The organism is Microbacterium deferens (assembly GCF_045517775.1).
GTDB lineage: Bacteria > Actinomycetota > Actinomycetes > Actinomycetales > Microbacteriaceae > Microbacterium.
On the sequence record NZ_JBEUWT010000001.1, the window covers coordinates 1,937,198 to 1,956,894 of the forward strand.

General features: G+C 71.0%; 15 protein-coding genes and 1 pseudogene. 5 read left to right on the plus strand and 11 right to left on the minus strand.

The genetic code is table 11. The annotated features are described in order from the left end of the window. Positions 1–57: 57 nt before the first annotated feature. From ABTU82_RS09190 to kdpF, 6 genes are all read right to left on the minus strand, one after another. Positions 58–750, minus strand: coding sequence for a response regulator (locus ABTU82_RS09190; RefSeq protein WP_116647052.1), 693 nt, complete (start codon positions 748–750; stop codon positions 58–60). Continuing rightward, the gene (locus tag ABTU82_RS09195) at positions 747–3,248 is read right to left on the minus strand and encodes a DUF4118 domain-containing protein (protein ID WP_407173036.1); all 2,502 of its coding nucleotides are present in this window, start codon (positions 3,246–3,248) and stop codon (positions 747–749) included. The genes ABTU82_RS09190 and ABTU82_RS09195 overlap by 4 nt, the downstream gene beginning before the upstream one ends. Before the next feature lie 125 nt (positions 3,249–3,373). Next, positions 3,374–3,970, minus strand: a complete 597-nt coding sequence (kdpC, locus tag ABTU82_RS09200; protein ID WP_407173037.1) for a potassium-transporting ATPase subunit KdpC — start codon at positions 3,968–3,970, stop codon at positions 3,374–3,376. A gap of 11 nt (positions 3,971–3,981) precedes the next feature. Further along, positions 3,982–6,198 carry a potassium-transporting ATPase subunit KdpB gene (kdpB, locus tag ABTU82_RS09205; RefSeq protein WP_407173039.1) on the minus strand — a complete coding sequence of 739 codons (2,217 nt, stop codon included), beginning with the start codon at positions 6,196–6,198 and terminating at the stop codon, positions 3,982–3,984. A gap of 1 nt (position 6,199) precedes the next feature. Further along, positions 6,200–7,882, minus strand: a complete 1,683-nt coding sequence (kdpA, locus tag ABTU82_RS09210) for a potassium-transporting ATPase subunit KdpA (protein ID WP_407173041.1) — start codon at positions 7,880–7,882, stop codon at positions 6,200–6,202. A gap of 1 nt (position 7,883) precedes the next feature. Further along, entirely contained in the window at positions 7,884–7,973 is a 90-nt protein-coding gene (gene kdpF / locus ABTU82_RS09215) for a K(+)-transporting ATPase subunit F (protein WP_116647057.1), read from the minus strand. Between the two features lie 250 nt (positions 7,974–8,223). On the opposite strand from kdpF, the pseudogene ABTU82_RS09220 reads away from it, so the two are divergent. Beyond that, positions 8,224–8,982 (plus strand): annotated as a pseudogene (locus ABTU82_RS09220) (Pr6Pr family membrane protein); the annotation flags it as partial. A gap of 40 nt (positions 8,983–9,022) precedes the next feature. Here the strand turns inward: ABTU82_RS09220 and ABTU82_RS09225 are convergent. After that, a complete protein-coding gene (locus tag ABTU82_RS09225; protein ID WP_407173316.1) occupies positions 9,023–11,077 on the minus strand; it encodes an APC family permease in 2,055 nt (684 codons plus the stop codon). Positions 11,078–11,224: 147 nt separating this feature from the next. On the opposite strand from ABTU82_RS09225, the gene ABTU82_RS09230 reads away from it, so the two are divergent. Both ABTU82_RS09230 and ABTU82_RS09235 read left to right on the plus strand, forming a co-directional pair. Beyond that, positions 11,225–12,487, plus strand: a complete 1,263-nt coding sequence (locus tag ABTU82_RS09230; RefSeq protein ID WP_407173043.1) for a wax ester/triacylglycerol synthase domain-containing protein — start codon at positions 11,225–11,227, stop codon at positions 12,485–12,487. Between the two features lie 125 nt (positions 12,488–12,612). Beyond that, positions 12,613–13,677 carry a VanZ family protein gene (locus tag ABTU82_RS09235; RefSeq protein ID WP_407173045.1) on the plus strand — a complete coding sequence of 355 codons (1,065 nt, stop codon included), beginning with the start codon at positions 12,613–12,615 and terminating at the stop codon, positions 13,675–13,677. A gap of 81 nt (positions 13,678–13,758) precedes the next feature. On the opposite strand, the gene ABTU82_RS09240 is transcribed toward ABTU82_RS09235, so the two are convergent. Beyond that, positions 13,759–14,049 carry a helix-turn-helix domain-containing protein gene (locus ABTU82_RS09240; RefSeq protein WP_407173046.1) on the minus strand — a complete coding sequence of 97 codons (291 nt, stop codon included), beginning with the start codon at positions 14,047–14,049 and terminating at the stop codon, positions 13,759–13,761. A gap of 44 nt (positions 14,050–14,093) precedes the next feature. On the opposite strand from ABTU82_RS09240, the gene map reads away from it, so the two are divergent. Beyond that, a complete protein-coding gene (map, locus tag ABTU82_RS09245; protein ID WP_116647062.1) occupies positions 14,094–14,867 on the plus strand; it encodes a type I methionyl aminopeptidase in 774 nt (257 codons plus the stop codon). A gap of 99 nt (positions 14,868–14,966) precedes the next feature. On the opposite strand, the gene ABTU82_RS09250 is transcribed toward map, so the two are convergent. Both ABTU82_RS09250 and ABTU82_RS09255 read right to left on the minus strand, forming a co-directional pair. Further along, a complete protein-coding gene (locus ABTU82_RS09250; protein WP_407173049.1) occupies positions 14,967–16,181 on the minus strand; it encodes an amidohydrolase in 1,215 nt (404 codons plus the stop codon). Positions 16,182–16,332: 151 nt separating this feature from the next. Then, positions 16,333–18,009, minus strand: a complete 1,677-nt coding sequence (locus tag ABTU82_RS09255; RefSeq protein ID WP_407173051.1) for a glycoside hydrolase family 13 protein — start codon at positions 18,007–18,009, stop codon at positions 16,333–16,335. A 150-nt stretch (positions 18,010–18,159) separates the two neighbouring features. Here ABTU82_RS09255 and ABTU82_RS09260 point away from each other — a divergent pair, with 150 nt between their 5' ends. Further along, positions 18,160–18,687, plus strand: coding sequence for an adenine phosphoribosyltransferase (locus ABTU82_RS09260; RefSeq protein WP_407173052.1), 528 nt, complete (start codon positions 18,160–18,162; stop codon positions 18,685–18,687). A 91-nt stretch (positions 18,688–18,778) separates the two neighbouring features. Here ABTU82_RS09260 and pucL read toward each other — a convergent pair whose 3' ends face one another. Next, positions 18,779–19,696: a factor-independent urate hydroxylase gene (pucL, locus tag ABTU82_RS09265; protein WP_116647066.1), complete on the minus strand. Its 918-nt coding sequence runs from the start codon at positions 19,694–19,696 to the stop codon at positions 18,779–18,781. Position 19,697 lies beyond the last annotated feature (1 nt).

The following is a 19,697-nucleotide window of genomic DNA, read 5'->3' on the forward strand; positions in this document are numbered from 1 at the left end:
CTATCGGGGCGTTTCTGCAGGCCCCGGGCTCGGTGGTGCCGGGGCAGAGCGCGGCGGTCAGAGTGCGGGCGGGGGTGCGTCGGTGACGAGGCGGTAGCCCATGCCCGACTCGGTCAGCAGATGCGCGGGGTGGGCGGGGTCGCGCTCGAGCTTCTTGCGCAGCTGGGAGACGTACAGGCGCAGGTAGCCCGAGTCGCTCACCTGCTCGCTCGCCCAGATCTCCTTCAGCAGGGTCTGGCGGGTGACGAGCACGCCGGGGTTGCGGGCGAGGAACTCCAGCATCCGCCACTCCGTCGGCGTCAGGTGCACGGTGGCTCCGGCGCGGGTGACCGAGGTCGCGGCCAGGTCGACGACCACGTCACCGAAACGCACGGTCGGCTCGTCGGTCGTCGCGACCTGGCGCCGCGAGAGCGCACGCAGCCGCGCCAGCAGCTCGTCGATCTGGAACGGCTTCGTGACGTAATCGTCGGCGCCGGCGTCGAGCGCGTCGACCTTGTCGGCCGACCCCGTGCGACCCGAGACGACGAGGATCGGCACGCTCGACCATCCGCGGATCGCCTCGATCACCTGAACCCCGTCGAGCCGGGGCATTCCGAGGTCGAGCAGCACCAGATCGGGATGCGTCTGCGCGGCCGCGGCGATCGCCGCCGCGCCGTCGGCCGCGGCCACGACGTCGTACCCGTGCGCGGCGAGGGTGATGCGCAGCGCACGCACCAGCTGCGGGTCGTCGTCGGCGATCAGCACCTTCACGGCGCGACCGCCTCGGGTGATGCCACGGGGAGCGCGATCACCATCGTGAGCCCTCCTCCGGGTGTGTCCTCGGGCGCGAGCGTACCGCCCATGCCCTCGGCGAAGCCCTTAGACAGGGCGAGGCCCAGCCCGAGACCGGTGCTGTTGTCGGTGTCGCCGAAGCGCTGGAAGGGCGCGAACATGTCGCTGCGGCGATCGGGCTCGACCCCGGGCCCGTGGTCGACGACGCGGATCTCCGCGGTTCCGGCGAGGCGGCTCGTCGCCACTCGCACGCGCCCGTCGGCGGGCGAGTGCCGCGCGGCGTTCGCCAGCACGTTGACGAGCACCCGCTGCAGCAGCACGGGATCGGCCGAGACCGCGGGCAGGTCGGGATCGAGCGCCAGCTCGACGCTGTCGGGGCCGAGGCCGAGCTCGTCGACCGCGGCGAGCACGACGTCGGCGGCATCGACGGGCGCGAGCGATACGGCCAGCACCCCCGCCTGCACGCGGCTCACGTCGAGGAGATCGGTGACCAGCGCCGTGAGCGTGTGCAGGCTCTCGTCGGCGGTGGCGAGGAGCTCGGTGCGGTCGGATTCCGACAGCCGCACGTCGGTCGCCCGCAGGCCCCCGACCGCGGCGACCGCGGCGGCGAGAGGGCGCCGGAGATCGTGGCTGACGGCCGAGAGCAGCGCGGTGCGCACGTGGTCGGTCTCGGCGAGCATCCCCGCCTCGCGAGCGGTCTCGGTGAGGTCGGTGTGTTCGATCGCCGCCCCGAGCTGCGCGACGATGACGTCGAGGAGGCGGCGTTCGGCGGCATCGAGGTCTCCGCCGTGCAGCTCGAGCGTCGCCCGGCCCGCACCGACCCGGATGGCCACGACCGCGTTTCCGCGCAACGGCTCACCGTCGGTCGCGAGCACCTCGCCCGACGCATCGACGAGACGCACCCCGGCCATGCCGAACGCCTCGCGCGTGCGGCTGACGAGGGCGGGCACCGCGCTCTCGCCGCGCAGGATGCTGCCGGCCACGGTCGCGAGCAGTTCGGACTCCGCCAGCGCCCGCCGCGCCGCCCGCGCACGACGGGCCGCCTGGTCGACGATGTAGCTGACGAGGATCGCGATCACGGCGTACAGGAAGAGCGACAGCGCGTGCGCCGGGTCGTCGATCGTCACGGTGAACAGCGGATCGACGAACAGGAAGTCGAGCGTGAGTCCCGACAGCACAGCCGCGAACAGCGCCGGCCAGATGCCGCCCACGAGCGCGACGATCACCACGAGCAGCTGATAGGCGAGCACGTCGGCCGTGATCGACTCGTCGGAGCTGGTGGCCAGGAGCAGCCACGACAGAAGCGGCCCTCCGGTGACGGCGACGACGAAGCCGAGCACGCGGCGCTTGAGGCTGAGGGCGCCGCCGGCGAGCCGCGGGAGCGCGAAGCGGTCACCGGCGGCGGCGTGCGTGACGATGTGCACGTCGATGTCGCCCGACTCGCGGATCACGGTCGCACCGATCCCCGGCCCGGTGAGGGCGGCGGCGAGCCGGCCGCGCCTGCTGACCCCGACGACCAGCTGCGAGGCGTTGACCGATCGCGCGAACTCGACCAGCGTGCGCGCCACGTCGTCGCCGACGACCTGGTGGTACGTGCCCCCGAGCGATTCGACGAGCGCACGCTGCGCCGCGAGGGCCCCGGGCGCGGCCTGCCGGAGGCCGTCCTGGCTGGTGACGTGCACGGCGAGCAGTTCGCCGCCCGCCGAGCGCGCTGCGATCCGGGCGCCCCGCCGCAGCAGCGTCTCGCCCTCGGGGCCGCCGGTCAGGGTCACGACGACCCGCTCTCTCGCCTGCCACGCCCCCTCGATGCCGTGCTCGGCCCGGTACGACTTCAACGCGCTGTCGACCTCGTCGGCGAGCCACAGCAGTGCGAGCTCGCGCAGCGCCGTGAGGTTGCCGAGGCGGAAGTAGTTCGACAGGGCCGCGTCGATCCGCTCCGCCGGGTAGACCTGGCCCGCGGCCAGGCGGTCGCGCAGGGATGCGGGGGAGAGGTCGACGACCTCGATCTGATCGGCGCCGCGGACCACCGCATCCGGCACCGTCTCGCGCTGCTCGACGCCCGTGATCTTCTGGACGACGTCGTTCAGCGATTCGATGTGCTGCACGTTCACGGTCGTGATGACGTCGATCCCGGCGGCGAGCAGGTCGTCGACGTCCTGCCAGCGCTTGTCGTGCCGGGATCCGGGGGCGTTCGTGTGCGCGAGCTCATCGACGAGGGCGAGCGAGGGGCGTCGCTCGAGGACGGCGTCGAGGTCCATCTCGGTCAGCTCGACCCCCCGGTGCACCACCGTGCGCCGGGGCACCTCGGGAAGACCGACGGTCTGCGCCGCGGTCGCCGCGCGGCCGTGGGTCTCGACGACGGCGATGACGACGTCGCGCCCGTCGTTCCGCAGGCGCCTGCCCTCCTCGAGCATCTCGTACGTCTTGCCGACGCCGGGTGCGGCCCCGAGCAGCACCCGCAACCGCCCGCGTCTCATGTCGTCACCCTAATCTCTGCCGTTCGCGGGGCGCGTGCGCGCAGCATCCGTTCCCCTGTCGCAGATGGCGCAGGAGACCCGCTGCTCGTGACGGGGGAGCGGAGAGGGGCGGCGCAAGACGCACCTCAGCGCGCGTCGAGCGCGAGGTTGAGCTCGAGCACGTTCACGCGCGGCTCGCCGACGAACCCGAGGTCACGGGGGCGGATGCTGCGCTCCATGAGATCGCGCACCTCTGCCGCGTCGAGGCCGCGGGCCCCGGCCACGCGGTCGACCTGCACGAGGGCGTACGCGACGCTGATGTCGGGGTCGAGACCGGAGCCGGAGGCGGTGACCGCGTCGGCCGGGATCTCGCCCGCCGCGACCCCGTCGAGGTCGGCGATCGTCGCCTGGCGCTCGCCGATCGCCGCGATGAGGTCGTCGTTCTCGGGGCCGTAGTTCGACCCGCTCGAGGCCCCGGCGTCGTAGCCGTCGCCCGCGGCGGACGGCCGCGACTGGAAGTATCGCGCGAGCGGGGCCCCGTCGGCGTCGGTGAACGACTGACCGATCAGCGACGAGCCGACGACGTCGCCGTCGGCGCTCCGGATGAGCGAGCCGTTGGCTTGGGCGGGGAAGGCGAGCTGCCCGATCGCGGTGATCAGCAGCATGTAGCCGACGCCGAGGACGACGGTGAAGACGAGCATCGCGCGGATGGCGACGCCGGTGGTGCGGAGTGTGGTGCGCATGGCTGGACCTTTCAGAAGCCCGGGATGAGGCTCACGACGAGGTCGATGAGCTTGATGCCGATGAAGGGCGCGATCACGCCGCCGAGGCCGTAGATCACGAGGTTGCGGCTGAGTGTCGCCGAGGCGCTCGCCGCGCGGTACCGGACTCCGCGCAGCGCCAGCGGGATCAGCACGATGATGACCAGCGCGTTGAAGATGATCGCGCTCGTCACCGCCGAGGCCGGCGAGCTCAGCTGCATCACGTTGAGCGCGGCCAGGCCGGGGAAGACCCCCATGAACATCGCGGGGATGATCGCGAAGTACTTCGCGATGTCGTTCGCGAGCGAGAACGTGGTGAGCGCGCCGCGCGTGATGAGCAGCTGCTTGCCGATCCGCACGATGTCGATCAGCTTGGTCGGGTCGGAGTCGAGGTCGACCATGTTGCCGGCCTCCTTCGCCGCCGACGTGCCGGTGTTCATCGCGACCCCGACGTCGGCCTGGGCGAGGGCGGGGGCATCGTTCGTGCCGTCTCCGGTCATCGCGACGAGGTTGCCGCCCTCCTGCTCGCGCTGGATGAGGGCGAGCTTGTCTTCGGGCGTGGCCTCGGCGAGGACGTCGTCGACGCCCGCCTCGGCGGCGATCGCCTTCGCGGTGAGCGGGTTGTCGCCGGTGATCATCACCGTGCGGATGCCCATGGCGCGCAGCTCGTCGAAACGTTCGCGCAGCCCGTCCTTGACGACGTCCTTCAGGTGGATCACGCCGAGGATCGAGCCGGTCGCCGAGCCTGTCGACCCTTCGACGAGCTCAGGGACCGGGGAGAGGGTCGCGACGACGAGCGGGGTGCCCCCCGAGGCGGCGATGGCGTCGGTCTCGCTCATCAGCTGCGCCCGCAGCGAGGTCGAGGGGGCGGCGGCGGATGCTTCGAGCCACGCGAGCACCGCCGAACCCGCGCCCTTGCGCACCTGGGTGCCGTCGAGGAGGTCGAGACCGCTCATGCGTGTCTGCGCGGTGAAGGGCACGGGCGCGGCCCCGTCGGGGAGGATCGCGACGACGCCCTGCGCCGCGGCCAGCTCGACGACCGAGGTGCCCTCGGGCGTCGGATCGGCGAGCGACGAGAGCGAGGCGGCGCGGGCGAGCTCGTCGGCGGGTACTCCGGGCATGCGCACGAAGTCGGTCGCCCGGCGGTTGCCGTAGGTGATCGTGCCCGTCTTGTCGAGGAGCAGGGTCGTCACGTCGCCGGCGGCCTCGACGGCGCGGCCCGACATGGCGAGCACGTTGCGCTGCACGAGGCGGTCCATGCCGGCGATGCCGATGGCGCTCAGCAGCGCCCCGATCGTGGTGGGGATGAGGCAGACGAGCAGCGCGATGAGCACCGGGATGCTGACGGGAGACGCGGCGTACGAGGCGATGGGGTTCATCGCCAGCACGACGATGACGAACACGATCGACAGGCTCGCCAGCAGGATGTTCAGCGCGATCTCGTTCGGGGTGCGCTGGCGCGAGGCGCCCTCGACCAGGGCGATCATGCGGTCGACGAAGGTCTCGCCGGGTTTCGAGGCGATGCGCACGACGATCCGGTCCGACAGCACGCGGGTGCCGCCGGTCACCGCGCTGCGGTCGCCGCCCGACTCCCGCACGACCGGGGCCGACTCGCCCGTGATCGCCGACTCGTCGACCGTGGCGATCCCCCAGACGATGTCGCCGTCGCCCGGGATGACCTCGCCCGCGGTCACCACGACGACGTCACCGAGGGTGAGGTCGGCCGACGGCACATCCGTGACGGATGCTGCGGTGGCCGCCGCATCCGACGACCCGTCGTATGCGACCACGCGGCGGGCGCTCGTCGTGGTGCGGGTCTGTCGCAGCGCCGAGGCCTGCGCTTTGCCGCGACCCTCGGCCACCGACTCGGCGAGGTTCGCGAACAGGACGGTCAGCCAGAGCCAGACGGCGATGCCCCACGTGAAACCGGCGGGCACGGGGGTGCCGCCGGAGGCCTCCGGGCCGCCGAGCAACGGTTCGGCGATCGCGATGGCGGTGGTCAGGGCCGCGCCCACCCACACGAGGAACATCACGGGGTTTCGCCAGAGGGCGGCCGGGTTGAGCTTGGTCAGCGCCCCGGGGAGCGCCTCCGCGAGCTGCGCCACGCCGAAGGCGCGCGGGGGTGTGCGGGTCGCCGACCCTTCGGCGGGAGCGGGGGCCGGCGTGCGTCGTTCGACGGGGTCGGGGGCCGGGATGGCGGTGGTGGACATGTCAGGAGAGTCCTTCAGCGAGGGGTCCGAGGGTGAGGACCGGGAAGTAGGTGAGTGCGGTGATGATCACCGCGACGCCCGCGAGGAGCCCCGCGAACTGGGGTCGGTGCGTCGGGAGCGTTCCGACGGTGGACGGCACCGTGTCCTGCGCGGCGAACGAGCCCGCCAGCGCGAGGACGAGCACGATGGGCACGAAGCGGCCCAGCAGCATCGCGACACCGAGCGCGGTGTTGAGCCACGGGGTGTTCGCGGTGAGCCCGGCGAAGGCCGACCCGTTGTTGTTGGCCGCCGAGGTGAACGCGTAGAGCACCTCGCTCAGACCGTGGATGCCCGGGTTCCAGATGGATGTCGACTCGACGTCGGCGCGCACCGCGGGGATCGCGAAGCTCAGCGCGGTGCCGACGAGCACGAGGATCGGGGTCACGAGGATGGAGAGGCTCGCGAGCTTGATCTCGCGCGGGCCGATCTTCTTGCCGAGGTACTCGGGAGTGCGCCCGATGAGGAGACCGCCGACGAACACCGCGATGACGGCGATCACCAGCATCCCGTACAGACCCGAGCCGACGCCGCCGGGGGCGATCTCGCCCAGCATCATGTTGATCATCGGCAGCATGCCGCCCAGCGCCGTGTAGCTGTCGAGCATCGAGTTGACCGCGCCGGTGGAGGTGAGCGTCGACGTCGAGTCGAACAGCGTCGAGCCGAAGAGTCCGAACCGCACCTCCTTACCCTCCATCGCGGCACCGGCGAGCTGGGGAGCGGTGCCCCCGGCGGATGCTTCGGCCCACGTGACGAGCACGAGCGAGGCGACGAAGATGCCCGCCATCACGGCGACGATCGCGTAACCCTGACGGTCGTCTCCGACGATGCGGCCGAACGCGCGAGGCATCGCGAACGGGATCACGAGCATGAGGAAGACCTCGAGCAGGCTCGTCCAGGGCGCCGGGTTCTCGAACGGGTGGGCGGAGTTGGTGTTGAAGAATCCGCCGCCGTTCGTGCCGAGGAGCTTGATCGCCTCCTGGCTCGCCACCGGTCCGCCCGGGATCGACTGCGTGGCCCCGGCCACGGTCGTCACGTCGGTGAAGCCCGCGAGGTTCTGGATCACTCCGCCGGCGAGCAGCACGATCGCCGCGACGATCGAGAAGGGCAGCAGCACCCGGTAGGTGCCGCGCACGAGGTCGACCCAGAAGTTGCCGATCGTGCCCGACCGGCGGGAGGCGAAGCCGCGCACCAGAGCGATGGCCACTGAGATGCTGACGGCGGCCGAGACGAAGTTCTGCACGGCGAGGCCGGCGAACTGCACGGTGTAGCCGAGGGTGAGCTCGGGCGAGTACGACTGCCAGTTCGTGTTCGTCACGAACGACACGGCCGTGTTGAAGGCGAGCGGCTCGATCGGCGCGGGCAGCCCCAGCGACGCGGGAAGGAACGACTGCAGTCGCTGGAGGCCGTAGACGACCATCACCCCGACGAACGAGAACAGCAGCACGCCACGGAGGTAGGCCTGCCAGGTCTGCGCGGAGCGCGGGTCGACGCCGATGAGGCGGTAGGTGCCCCGCTCGAGGGCGAGGTCTTTCGCCGGGGTGTAGACGTGGGCGATGTAGTCGCCGACCGGACGATACGCGAGCGCCAGGAGGAGGGCGAGCGCGCCGGCCTGGAGGACGGCGAACCAGAACTGTTCCGCGGTCACCTCAGAACCTCTCCGGTCGCACGAGGGCGACGACGAGGTAGACCACGGCACCGATGGCCAGGACGCCGGCGAGCAGAGTGAAGAACGTCATAGCCGCTCGACCCCCCGAGCGATCAGGGCGACGAGTGCGAACAGCACGATCGTCGCGGCGATGTAGACGGCATCGAGCACGGGAGCTCCTCCAGAGGGTGCGGCCGCGCTTGTCCGCGCGGGCGACCCGGCAGGATGCCCGGGTCACGGTTTCGATGCAACCGCGCCACGGCGCAGCATCCGTCCGTCCTCACGGAACCCATACGCCCCCGGCGCAACCCCTCACGAACCGCCTACGAGACGGGGCGATAATGGCAACCGACAGGCCGAGTCGAAGACTGGGGGAGGCCCTGGTGGACGATGAGCGGTCGACGCCGATCCGCGGCTCCCGTGTGCGCGCGGCGCGGCGCAGGATCGCCACCGCGCTGCGCTCGAACGAGGGGGCGCAGGCCTGGACGGTGCTGCGTGTGGCGGTGGCCATCACGGCCCTCGTCGGCGTCGCCGCTCCCGCGGAGGTGGTGATCCGCGGCGCCATCGAGGGCGACCGCCACGTGCCGACGGTGGCGGCGAACTACTTCGGCTTCTTCACGATGGTGTCGAACTCGGCGGCGGCCGTCGTGCTGCTGTGGGCGGCGGTCTGGTTCTGGACCACCCGGGGCGGGCGCCGTGAGTCGGCACCGCTCGCGATGGCTCTCGCCGTGGCGACGGCGTGCATCTTCGTCACCGGGGTCGTCTACAACGTGAACGTGCCCGGTATGCCCATGGCGCGCAACGCGATCCTGCCGTGGGCGAGCGTCATCCTGCACGGGATCGTGCCGGCGTTCTTCGTGTTCGACCTGTTCTTCGGCCCGAACCGCCGGGCGCTGCCGTGGTCGCGCGTCGCGTGGATTCTGGCCTTCCCCGCCGCGTGGGTCGTCTACACGCTGGCGCGCGCGAATCTGGTGACCAACACCCTGACCGGCGTGCCGTACTGGTATCCCTACCCGTTCCTCAACCCGTATCAGCCCGGCGGCTACGTCACCGTCGCGGGCTTCGTGGCGCTCATCGGGCTCGTCGTGCTGCTCGCGGCCGTCGTCGTCGTCGCCGTCGGACGCTGGCGCGATCGCGACGCTACTCGGCGGGCGGCGGCGTCTCGTCGGAGCCGCGCGACAGGTGGTGGGGGCGCTGCCCCACCTCCGGCACCGGCTGGCCCCCGCGCTGCTGACCCGGGAGCGGGCGGGATCGCCGACCGTAGATGATCTCCGACGAGTCGAGCAGCCACGGCACAAGGGTGATGGAGACACCGTGCAGCAGCATGAGCTGGTTGGCCAGGCGACGAGCCCTCCGGTTGTGCAGGAACGTCTCCCACCAGTGCCCCACGATGTACTGCGGCAGGTAGACCGTCACCACCGACGAGCCGTGCTTCTCGCGGTACTTCTGGATGAAGCCGGCGACCGGCGACGTGTAGGCCCGGTAAGGCGAGTCGATGATGACGAGCGGCACCGGCACCTCGTGCTCGGCCCAGTCCTTCTGCAGCCGGGTGGCATCGGCCTCGTTCACGGCGACGTGCACCGCGAGCGTCTTGTCGTGATTGGCGGCGAGGGCGTAGTCGATCGCCTTCACGATGGGCTTCTGCAGGCGGTTCACGAGCACGATCGCGACATCGCCCTCGGAGCCGAAGTGCACCGTGTCGTCCATCTCGATCTCGTGCTCGACGTCGCGGTAATAGCGGTTCACGCCCACCATCAGCACGGCGATGATCGGGATGGCGAGGAAGACCAGCCACGCACCGTGGGTGAACTTCGTGATCGTGACGATGATGAGCACGGCCACCGTCATGCCGGCGCCGATGGCGTTGATGACGAGGCCGCTGATCGCCGAGCGCCGTTCGTACTGCGCCGAGCCCTGCTGCGCCGCGTCGGGGGTGAGATCCTTCAGGCCCCGCAGCGCCCGACGCCAGTGACGCACCATGCCGATCTGGCCCAGGGAGAACGACACGAAGACGCCGATGATGTAGAGCTGGATGAGGTCGGTCTGGTCGGCCTGATAGACGATCAGCACGATGATCGCGACGACGCCGAGCACGATCATGCCGTTGGAGTAGACCAACCGGTCGCCGCGGGTGTTGAGCGACTTCGGCGCGTAGCCGTCGCGCGCCAGGGTCGACCCCAGAAGCGGGAAGCCGTTGAAGGCGGTGTTGGCCGCCAACAGCAGCACACAGGCGGTCGCCGCCTGGATGACGAAGAACGGGATGCTGCCCATGCCGAAGGTCGCCGCGGCCACCTGCGCCATGAGGCTCGGCTGCGGCTGCGTGCAGTCGAATCCGACGAGGTTGCAGGGGTTCTCGGCGTAGCGCACGCCCGAGACGAGCGCGACGATCGTGAGTCCCACGAACAGCACGATCGCGATGATGCCCATGAGGCTCAGCGTCGTCTGGGCGTTGCGGATCTTCGGCTTTCGGAACGCCGGCACGCCGTTGGAGACGGCCTCGACGCCGGTGAGGGCGGAGCATCCGCTCGAGAAGGCGCGCAGCACGAGCAGGATCATCGCTGCTTGCGTCAACGACTCCGCCTGCACCGCGTAGTCGTGGCTCGACGCGACCGGCGGATCGCCGGCGACCGTGCGGGCCAGGCCCACCACGATCATCAGCGCCACAGACCCGATGAAGAGGTAGGTGGGGATCGCGAAGACCGCGGATGCTTCGCGCACCCCGCGCAGGTTCACGACGACGATCAGCACCACGAACCCGACGGCGAACTCGATGCGGAACGGGTTCAGCTCGGGAATCGCCGAGATGATGTTGTCGACGCCGGAGGCGACGGACACCGCGACGGTCAGGATGTAATCGACCAGCAGGGCCGCCCCGACGATGACGCCGGGTATCTCGCCCAGGTTGGTGCGCGCGACCTCGTAGTCGCCGCCGCCCGAGGGGTAGGCCTTGATCAGCTGCCGGTAGCTCGTGACCACGACCACGAGCACGAGCACGACGGCACCCGCGACCCAGGGGCTGAAGGTCAACAGTGCCGTGCCGCCGATGAGCAGGATCATGAGCAGTTCCTGCGGCGCGTACGCGACCGACGACAGGGCGTCGGAGGCGAAGATCGGCAGCGCCATCTTCTTCGGCAGCAGCTGGTCGTCGAGCTTCTCCGACGTCAGCGGATCACCGATCAGCAGGCGTTTCGCCATGGGGGTTTGCGCGACCGGCACGTGCTCGCCGGAGTCGCGACCTTCATCCGTCACGACGCGCGACACTACGCCCGTCCCTCACCCCTGCGCAACGCGGCGCGCACGGCGCGGTGTGCGGCGGCGGAGGGCGACTGGCAAGCTGTGGTCGTGAACGGGGATCCGACGCGGCCATTGGAGCCGGACGACGCCCGCATCCTGGCGCTCGAATCCGACGCGGTGCTCGGCCACACCCTGAAACTGCTGGTGCTCGAACCGGGTGCTCAGCTCGACGTCGACGCGGTGGGTCGGCGCATCCTCGCCGGCCTCGACAGCTTTCCCCGAGCGCTCGATCGCGTCGTGGCCGGGCCGGCGGGTCCGGTGTGGCAGAGGGTCGAACGCATCGACCTCGACCACCACGTGCGGCGCCGCACGGCGGGGACGCCCCACGACCTCCGGCGCGTGGTGGGGGAGCTCATGTCGCAGCACCTCGATCGTTCGCGACCCCTGTGGACGGTCGACCTGATCGGCCCGCTCGACGACGGCAGACACGCCCTCGCGGTGCGGCTGCACCACGCGATGGTCGACGGGATGGGCGGTGTGCGGTTCCTCGATGCGGTGCTCTTCGATCCCCACGACGCGCCGCTGCATCCGGTCGGGGTGCGAGCGGCGGCACCTCCGATCCCCCGCTGGCTCGAATGGGAGCGCATGCCCGGAGCGCTCGCGCGCGAGCTCGGCCGCCCGGGGGCACGCTCGCCGTTCGACCGGCCGATCACCCGCGAGAGGGCGCTCGCCTTCGCCGACCTGCCGCTCGACGTGCTCCGGGGCGTCGGCGCAGCTCGTCCGGAGCACGCGACCGTCAACGACGTGCTGCTCGCCGTCGTCGCCGGGGGGCTGCGCCGGTGGATCGGCGGGCTTCCGCAGGCCCGCGGGCACGCCCTTCCGCGCCTGCGCGCGCAGATCCCGGTGAGTCTGCGCGTCGAGGGGGAAGACGAAGCGGCGGGCAATCGCGATTCGTTCCTGAACGTCGACCTGCTTCTTCACGAAGGCGATGATCTGCGACGCCTCGACGGCATCAGCGCCCAGACTCGCGTGCGCAAGCTCGACCACGACGCGGCATTGATGGACGATCTCTTCCGCGCGCTCGGTCGGGCGGGGAGTCTCGCACGGGCCGTCGCCGACAACCCGCGGGAGTTCGGTGTCGCGATCTCGAACGTGCCGGGGCCCCGTACCCCCGTCGTGGTGGCGGGACGGCGGGTGGAGCGGCTCTACACGTCGTCGGAGCCCGCGGCCCACCACGCCCTGCGCATCTCGGCCATCTCGAGCGTCGACCGGATGGGTATCGGCTTCTGCGTCGACCCGACCGCCGTCGCCGACGTCACGGGCCTCGCCGACGCGACGCACGACGCCTTCGACGCGCTCGCCGCCTCCTGACGGGGTCTTTCCCCGGCGCCCGGTTCAGAATCCAGGAAGAACGGCCGCCGCCGACACCCCGGGGCCGTACCGACGTCGATCCGTCCTGGATTCTGAACAGTCAGGACGGTGAATACACTCGCAGGGTGGATGATCAGGTGCGCAACGGCATCCTCGCGATCGTCGCAGGGGGTCTCGTCGGGGTCCTTCTGTTCGTTCCCTTCGTCGCCCTCAGCTATCGGCGGCGCGGCCGGCTCACCGCCGGCAGGGCCGTCCTCTGGGCGCTGGCGCTGGTGTACTTCTGGGCGATCTGGACCTACACGCTCCTCCCGCTCCCCGACCCCGACACGATGCGCTGCGCCGGTGTGAACCTCGACATCTGGGCCTTCGTCGACGACATCCGAGGAGCTGCGCGCCGACCCGGCCCGTTCGTGACCGACCCGGCCATCCTCCAACTCGTGCTGAACGTGCTGCTGTTCGTGCCGCTCGGGTTCTTCCTGCGCGTGCTCGGCGGCCGCGGCATCCTCGTCGCCCTGCTCGTCGGCCTCGCCACGTCGGCGTTCGTGGAGACCACCCAGGTGACCGGCGTCTGGGGCATCTACCCGTGCGCGTACCGGGTGTTCGACGTCGACGACATGCTCACCAATACCCTCGGCGCCGTGGCCGGTTCGCTCTTCGCGCTCGCTGTCCCGTCGCGCTTGCGCGGGGCCGAGCGCGCCCCCGACGCCGACGTTCCGCGCCCCGTGACCCGTCGGCGTCGGGCGCTCGGCATGCTGTGCGACGCGGTCGGCCTGGCGCTGGTGATGTCGATCGTGGGCGTGGCCGGGCAGCTGTGGCTGCAGTTCGTCGTGGGCGATCAGGAGGCCGTTGCCGACGGCACCGTCTCGTCGGTGGCCGGTGTGGTCGTCGGCACCGGGCTCTGGCTCGCGGTGATCCTGGGAACGGGACGCTCGGTCGGTGATCTCGCCGTGCGTCTGCGGTTCGCGGGAGGGGTGCTGCCGATGTGGCTCGCCAGGCCGGTGCGGTGGCTCACCGGGGTCAGCGGATACACGCTGCTCGACGCCCTGCCCGACCCCTGGAGTCTTCTGGCGCTGTTGTTCGTCATCGCGACCGCGGTGATGCTGTTCGCTTTCCGCGACGGTCGGGGGCTCCCCGGCGTCTTCGGCGCCCGCGTCGTCGACGACCGCGAGGCGGCGGTGCTCGTGGAGTAGGCCCCGCGAGTGCACGGCTTCCCCCCGACCACACGGCCCGGGTACGCGAACAACTCGTGCGCTGGGTCGCAACCCGTGCGCTCAGGCGACGGATGCTGAGGAGGCGACGGGATGCTGCGCGGCGGGCGCGCGGACGTTGACTTCGGCCCAGACCTCGTCGAGCGAGAGGTTCAGCACCCCGGCGATCGCGGCGATCGTGGGGAAGGCGGGGGTCGCGATGCGGCCCGACTCGATCTTGCGAAGGGTCTCGGGCGAGACGCCGGCGTCGAGGGCGACGTCGAGCATCGGGCGTCCGGCGCGGGCGTGCCGCAGCAGCGTGCCGAGGCGCCGCCCGCGTTCGATCTCCTCGGGGCTGAGGGGAAGTCTGACCATGGCCTCGAGTGTAGACGGGATGATATGGCCGGTATAGTTATTGGGTGATTGAGATCCTGAACCCCGACCAGATCAGCCGCGCGCGGGTGACCGGCGCCCTCGTCGCCGACATCCTCCACACCATCAAGGGCCGCGCGACCGTGGGCACGAATCTGCTCGAGATCGACCGGTGGGCGCAGGAGATGATCGTCGAGGCCGGCGCGACGTCGTGCTACGTCGACTACGCGCCGTCGTTCGGGCGCGGGCCGTTCGGCCACTACATCTGCACCGCCGTCAACGACGCCGTGCTGCACGGTCTGCCCCACGACTACGCGCTCGCCGACGGCGATCTGCTCACGCTCGACCTCGCCGTGGTGAAGGGCGGCATCGCCGCCGACTCCGCCATCAGCTTCATCGTCGGCGAGGCGCGGTCGGCCGACGACCTCGCGCTGATCGACGCGACCGAGCGCGCGCTGGCCGCCGGCATCGCCGCCGCCCGTCCGGGTGCCAAGGTCGGCGACATCTCGCGCGCGATCGGCACGGTGCTCAAAGACGCGGGGTACCCCGTGAACGTCGAGTTCGGAGGGCACGGCATCGGTTCGACGATGCACCAAGAGCCCCACGTCGCCAACACCGGTCGTCCCGGCCGCGGCTACACGTTGCGCCCGGGCCTCCTCCTCGCGCTCGAGCCCTGGGTCATGGCCGACACCGCCGAGCTGGTGACCGACCCCGACGGCTGGACCCTCCGCAGCGCGACGGGCGCGCGCACCGCGCACACCGAGCACACCGTCGCGATCACCGATGCGGGCGCCGAGATCTTGACCCTGCCTTCGCGCTAGTCCCTTCGTCGAGACCGTACGGCCTCACCGAACCCGCACGCTCCCACGCGCGATCGCGTGCGGTGTCGCCGAGCCTCACGCGGGTTCGACGACAGCGCCTCAGGCGAGGAACTCCCGAGCCGCGACCACGAGGTTCTCGACACCGCGGTCGAGGGTCGGCTGCAGCACGGGGGCGAAATACGGCGAGTGGTTCGTCGGAATGTCACGGTCGATCGTGCCGCCGGCGACAGCATCCGCGAACTTCTGGGGGTCGACGCCGCCCCAGAACCAGAACACCAGCGGCACGCCGGCCTCGCGGGCGAACCACGACACGTCCTCGCTGCCGGTGAACATGCCGGGGTCGACGACGCTGTCGTCGCCGAACGCGCGCTGGAAGGCGCCCGTCAGCCGTGCGGTCGCCGCCTCGTCGTTGATCGTGGGCGGCAGCGTGTGGTCGGTCGTGATCGTGGGGGTCTGCTCGGCGCCGGATGCTGCGGCCTCGGCCCGGATGACGCGCTCGACCTTCTCGAGCACCTTGGCGCGCGCTTCGTCGTTCGGGTAGCGCAGGCTCAGTTCGAGCTTCGCCTCGGCGGGGATGATGTTGTTCTTCAAGCCCGCGTGGATCGAACCGACCGTCACGACGGCGATGTCGCGCGGGTCGATCTCGCGCGAGACGATGGTCTGCAGGCGCATGACGGTGGCGGCGGCCATGACGATCGGGTCGATCGTGGAGTGCGGGCGCGAGCCGTGCCCGCCACGGCCGTGCAGCACGACGGTGAGTCCGTCGGAGGCGGCCATCTGCGTGCCGGGGCGCACCCCGATGACGCCCGCCGGCAACGGGGTCACGTGCTGGCCGAGCACGATGTCGGGGCGCGGGTATCGATCGAGCACGCCGTCGGCGATCATCGCCTTCGAGCCCGCGCCGTATTCCTCGGCGGGCTGGAAGACCGCGACGACGGTGCCCGACCACTCGCCCTTCGTGCTCAGGAGGCGCTCGAGAGCTCCCACGAGCGAGGAGACGTGCATGTCGTGGCCGCACGCGTGCATCACGGGAACCTCGAGTCCGGCGGGATCGGTGCCCTTCGCGGTGCTGGCGTAGTCGAGGCCGGTCTGCTCCTGCACGGGGAGGCCGTCCATGTCGGCGCGCAGCCACACGACCGGCCCGTCGCCGTTCACGATCGACGTGACGAGTCCGGTGCGGCCGACCCCCTCCTCGACCTCGAGTCCGAGCTCGGTGAGGTGGCGCACGATCACCCCGGCGGTGCGGGTCTCCTGGAACGACAGCTCCGGGTGCTTGTGCAGGTCGACGTACAGGGCTTCGAGGTCGATCGTCATGACCCGAGCCTACGGGGGCGTGCGGCGCGGCCGTCGAGAGCATGTCGCCTCGCCGAGACGACACCCCTCCTCCGCGAAGGGCGCGTCGCCTCGGCGAGACGATGGCGACTCGACGAGCCGGGCGGATGCTGCGCGGTAGCGCGTGATCCGCTCAGGCCAGCCAGACCGTCGTGTCGGGCGGGAGCTGGCGGCCCTCGAGCGGCTCGCTCGCGACGACGACGGTGCCCTCGGGCAGCTCGATCGGCGTGGCGCCGATGTTCGTCAGCACGTGCAGGTCGCCGTTGCGGAACGACAGGACGCCGGCTCCTGCGCCGTCGACCCAGCTGAGGGTGCCCGCACCGAGGCCGCGGGCGCGACGCTCGGACAGCATCGTCTCGTAGAGGGAGAGGGTCGAGGTGGGCTCGCCCTGCTGCGCGTCGCGGGCGAGGGCCGCCCACTCGGCGGGCTGCGGGAGCCACGAGGCGCCGGTGTCGTTGAAGCCGAAGGCGGGGCCCTCGCTGGTCCAGGGGAGAGGGACGCGGCATCCGTCGCGCCCGTACTTCTCGCCGTCGGTGCGGAACCAGGTGGGGTCCTGGCGGGCTTCGTCGGGCAGGTCGATCGCTTCGGGCAGTCCGAGCTCCTCGCCCTGGTAGATGTAGGCCGAACCCGGGAGTGCCAGCATCAGCGCCGACGCGGCGCGGGCGCGGCGCAGCCCCAGCACGGGATCGGGCTTGCCGACGGTGTCGGGGCCGATGCCCGCGCCCTGCGGGATGTCGGCGGGCAGGCCCAGGCGCGACGCGTGACGCACGACGTCGTGGTTCGACAGCACCCACGTGCTCGGCGCGCCCACGGCGCCGTACGCGCGCAGCGACTCATCGATGACGGAGCGGAGGTCGGCCGCATCCCAGTGGGTCTCGAGGAAGACGAAGTTGAACGCCTGGTGCATCTCGTCGGGTCGCACCCACAGCGCGGTCTTCTCGATGGTCGGGAGCCACGCCTCGGCGCACAGGGCTCGGTCGCCGTCGTACTGCGCCAACACCTCGTGCCAGTCGCGGTAGATCTCGTGCACGCCGGGCTGACCCCAGTACGGCACGTTCGCTTCGTCGCCGCCCATCGAGCCGCCCTCGGGGGAGGGCGTGTAGTCGGGCAGGCCCGCCTCCTTGACGAGGCCGTGCGCGACGTCGACGCGGAACCCGTCGACGCCCCGGTCGAGCCAGAAGCGCAGCACGCCGCGGAACTCCTCGCGCACCTCGTCGTTCGACCAGTCGAAGTCGGGCTGCGAGGTGTCGAACAGGTGCAGGTACCACTGGCCGGGGGCGCCGCCCGCTTCGGTGACGCGGGTCCACGCGGGGCCTCCGAAGACGGAGTCCCAGTTGTTCGGAGGAAGCTCGCCGTGCTCGCCGCGGCCGTCGCGGAACATGTAGCGAGCGCGCTCGGGGCTGCCGGGGGCGGCGGCCAGTGCCTCCTGGAACCAGGCGTGCTGGTCGCTGGAGTGGTTGGGAACGAGGTCGACGATGATGCGGATGCTGCGGGCGTGCGCCTCGGCCAGCATCCGGTCGAAGTCGTCGAGCGTGCCGAAGAGCGGGTCGACGTCGCAGTAGTCGGCGACGTCGTAGCCGGCGTCCTTCTGCGGAGACCGCTGGAAGGGGCTCAGCCAGATCGCGTCGACGCCGAGCTTCTCGAGGTCGTCGAGGTGCCTGGTGACCCCGGGGAGGTCGCCGATGCCGTCGCCGGAGCTGTCGGAGAACGAGCGGGGGTAGATCTGGTAGATGACGGCGGTGCGCCACCACTCGGATCCGGTCTCGGCCGGTCGGTCGTCGGGCGTCGGCACGGTCTCAACGGTCGTCATGCACCCAGGCTACCGAATCGGTTCGATCCGTTGCTGACAGCGGTTTCCGACCGCGAGACCGCAGCTGCGCGTCGAGACACGGGTTTTCCGTCGGGGTCTCGCCGCGCAGACCGGTCTCGCCGTCTGCGGCGGCTCGCGTAAGGTCGTACGGTGCCCGACGCCTCCGCCCTCGCCCGCGCCGAATCGCTCATCGGCTCGATCCCCGATTACCCGCAGCAGGGGGTCGTGTTCCGCGACATCACGCCCTTGCTGGCGGATGCTGCGGCCCTCCGCGCGACGATCGATGCCCTCATGGAGCCTTTCGCCGGGCAGTTCGACGTGGTCGCCGGCATCGAAGCCCGAGGGTTCCTCCTCGCCGGCGCGGCGGCCACCGCCGCCGGGGTCGGGTTGGTGCCGATCCGCAAGGCCGGGAAGCTGCCGCGCCCCGCAGCATCCGTCTCGTACGCCCTCGAGTACGGCGTCGCCGCGATCGAGATGCACGACGATCTGCCCCGCGGAACACGCGTGCTGCTGCTCGACGACGTGCTGGCCACGGGCGGCACGCTCGCCGCTGGACGCGAGCTCGTGCACGCCCTCGGCAGCGAGGTCATCGGCACGGCGGCCCTGCTTGAGATCGACGCGCTCGGCGGTCGTGCAGCTCTGGGCGACGCCCCGCTGCACTCCCTCTTCCACGTCTGACGACGAACGTCCGCTGAGAGGCCAAGACACCCGGAAGCCCCCACAGGGTCGTCCGGGTGTCTTGGCCTTTCAACGCTCCCCGGCGCCGCGGTCAGACGAACGCGGGCAGGTCGAGCCAGGCGTCGGGGGCGGGGGCGGCGCCATCGCGCGTGACCGTGCCCTCGATGAGGCCGTAGGGGCGGTCGGCGGCGAAGAAGACCTCGTTCGGATTCTCGAGGCCGAACGACGACAGGTCGACGACGAAGTGGTGCTTGTTCGGCATCGCGAAGCGCACCTCGGCGATCTCGGGGCGCGCCTCGATCGCGGCCCTGCCCATCTCGAACAGCGTCTGCTGCAGCGCGAGCGAATGCACCGACGCGAACGTGGCCAGCAGCACCTCGGTGACCTCGGCGTACAGGCCGTCGTAATCGATGCCGGCCTCGACCGCTTCGGGAAGGAAGCGCCAGCGTCCCGTCACCGAGGTCGCCATGATCCGGTCGTCGGTCTCGACGAGGGTCGTGTAGCGATCGCGCGGGAAACCGGCGAATTCGCTCCCGGTGGACTTCAGCACCGTGAGGTCTTTCACCCCGCCGGTCACGTGCACCGCGCCGTCGATCGACTGCACGGTGGCGAGGCGGGTGCCCTGCCCCTGCCGCACGAACGAGTGGTCGTGCGGCACGCCGTCGACGAGGATGCGCTCCCACGCGTACTGCTCGGCCTGGAAGAGTCCGCCCTCGATCCACTCGAACGACGAGGTGAAGTGCTCGGCGAGCAGCAGCAGGAATTCCTCGGGCGAGCGGATGCCGTGTTCCTTCGCGAAGGCGAAGACGGTGTTCTTCTGCGTGTCGGTCGCCACGACCATCGAGTTGTCGCCCGTGAGGTACGCCGACGCGAGGGCGGCCCCCCGCAGCTGCGACGTCACATTCAGATCGACGATCTCGTGCCGGGCGGAGTCGCGCACGACGCGCACGACCCGGTTCTCGGCCTTGCCGTACTTGTTGGCGCCGAGACTGACGCTCACTTCCGTCATA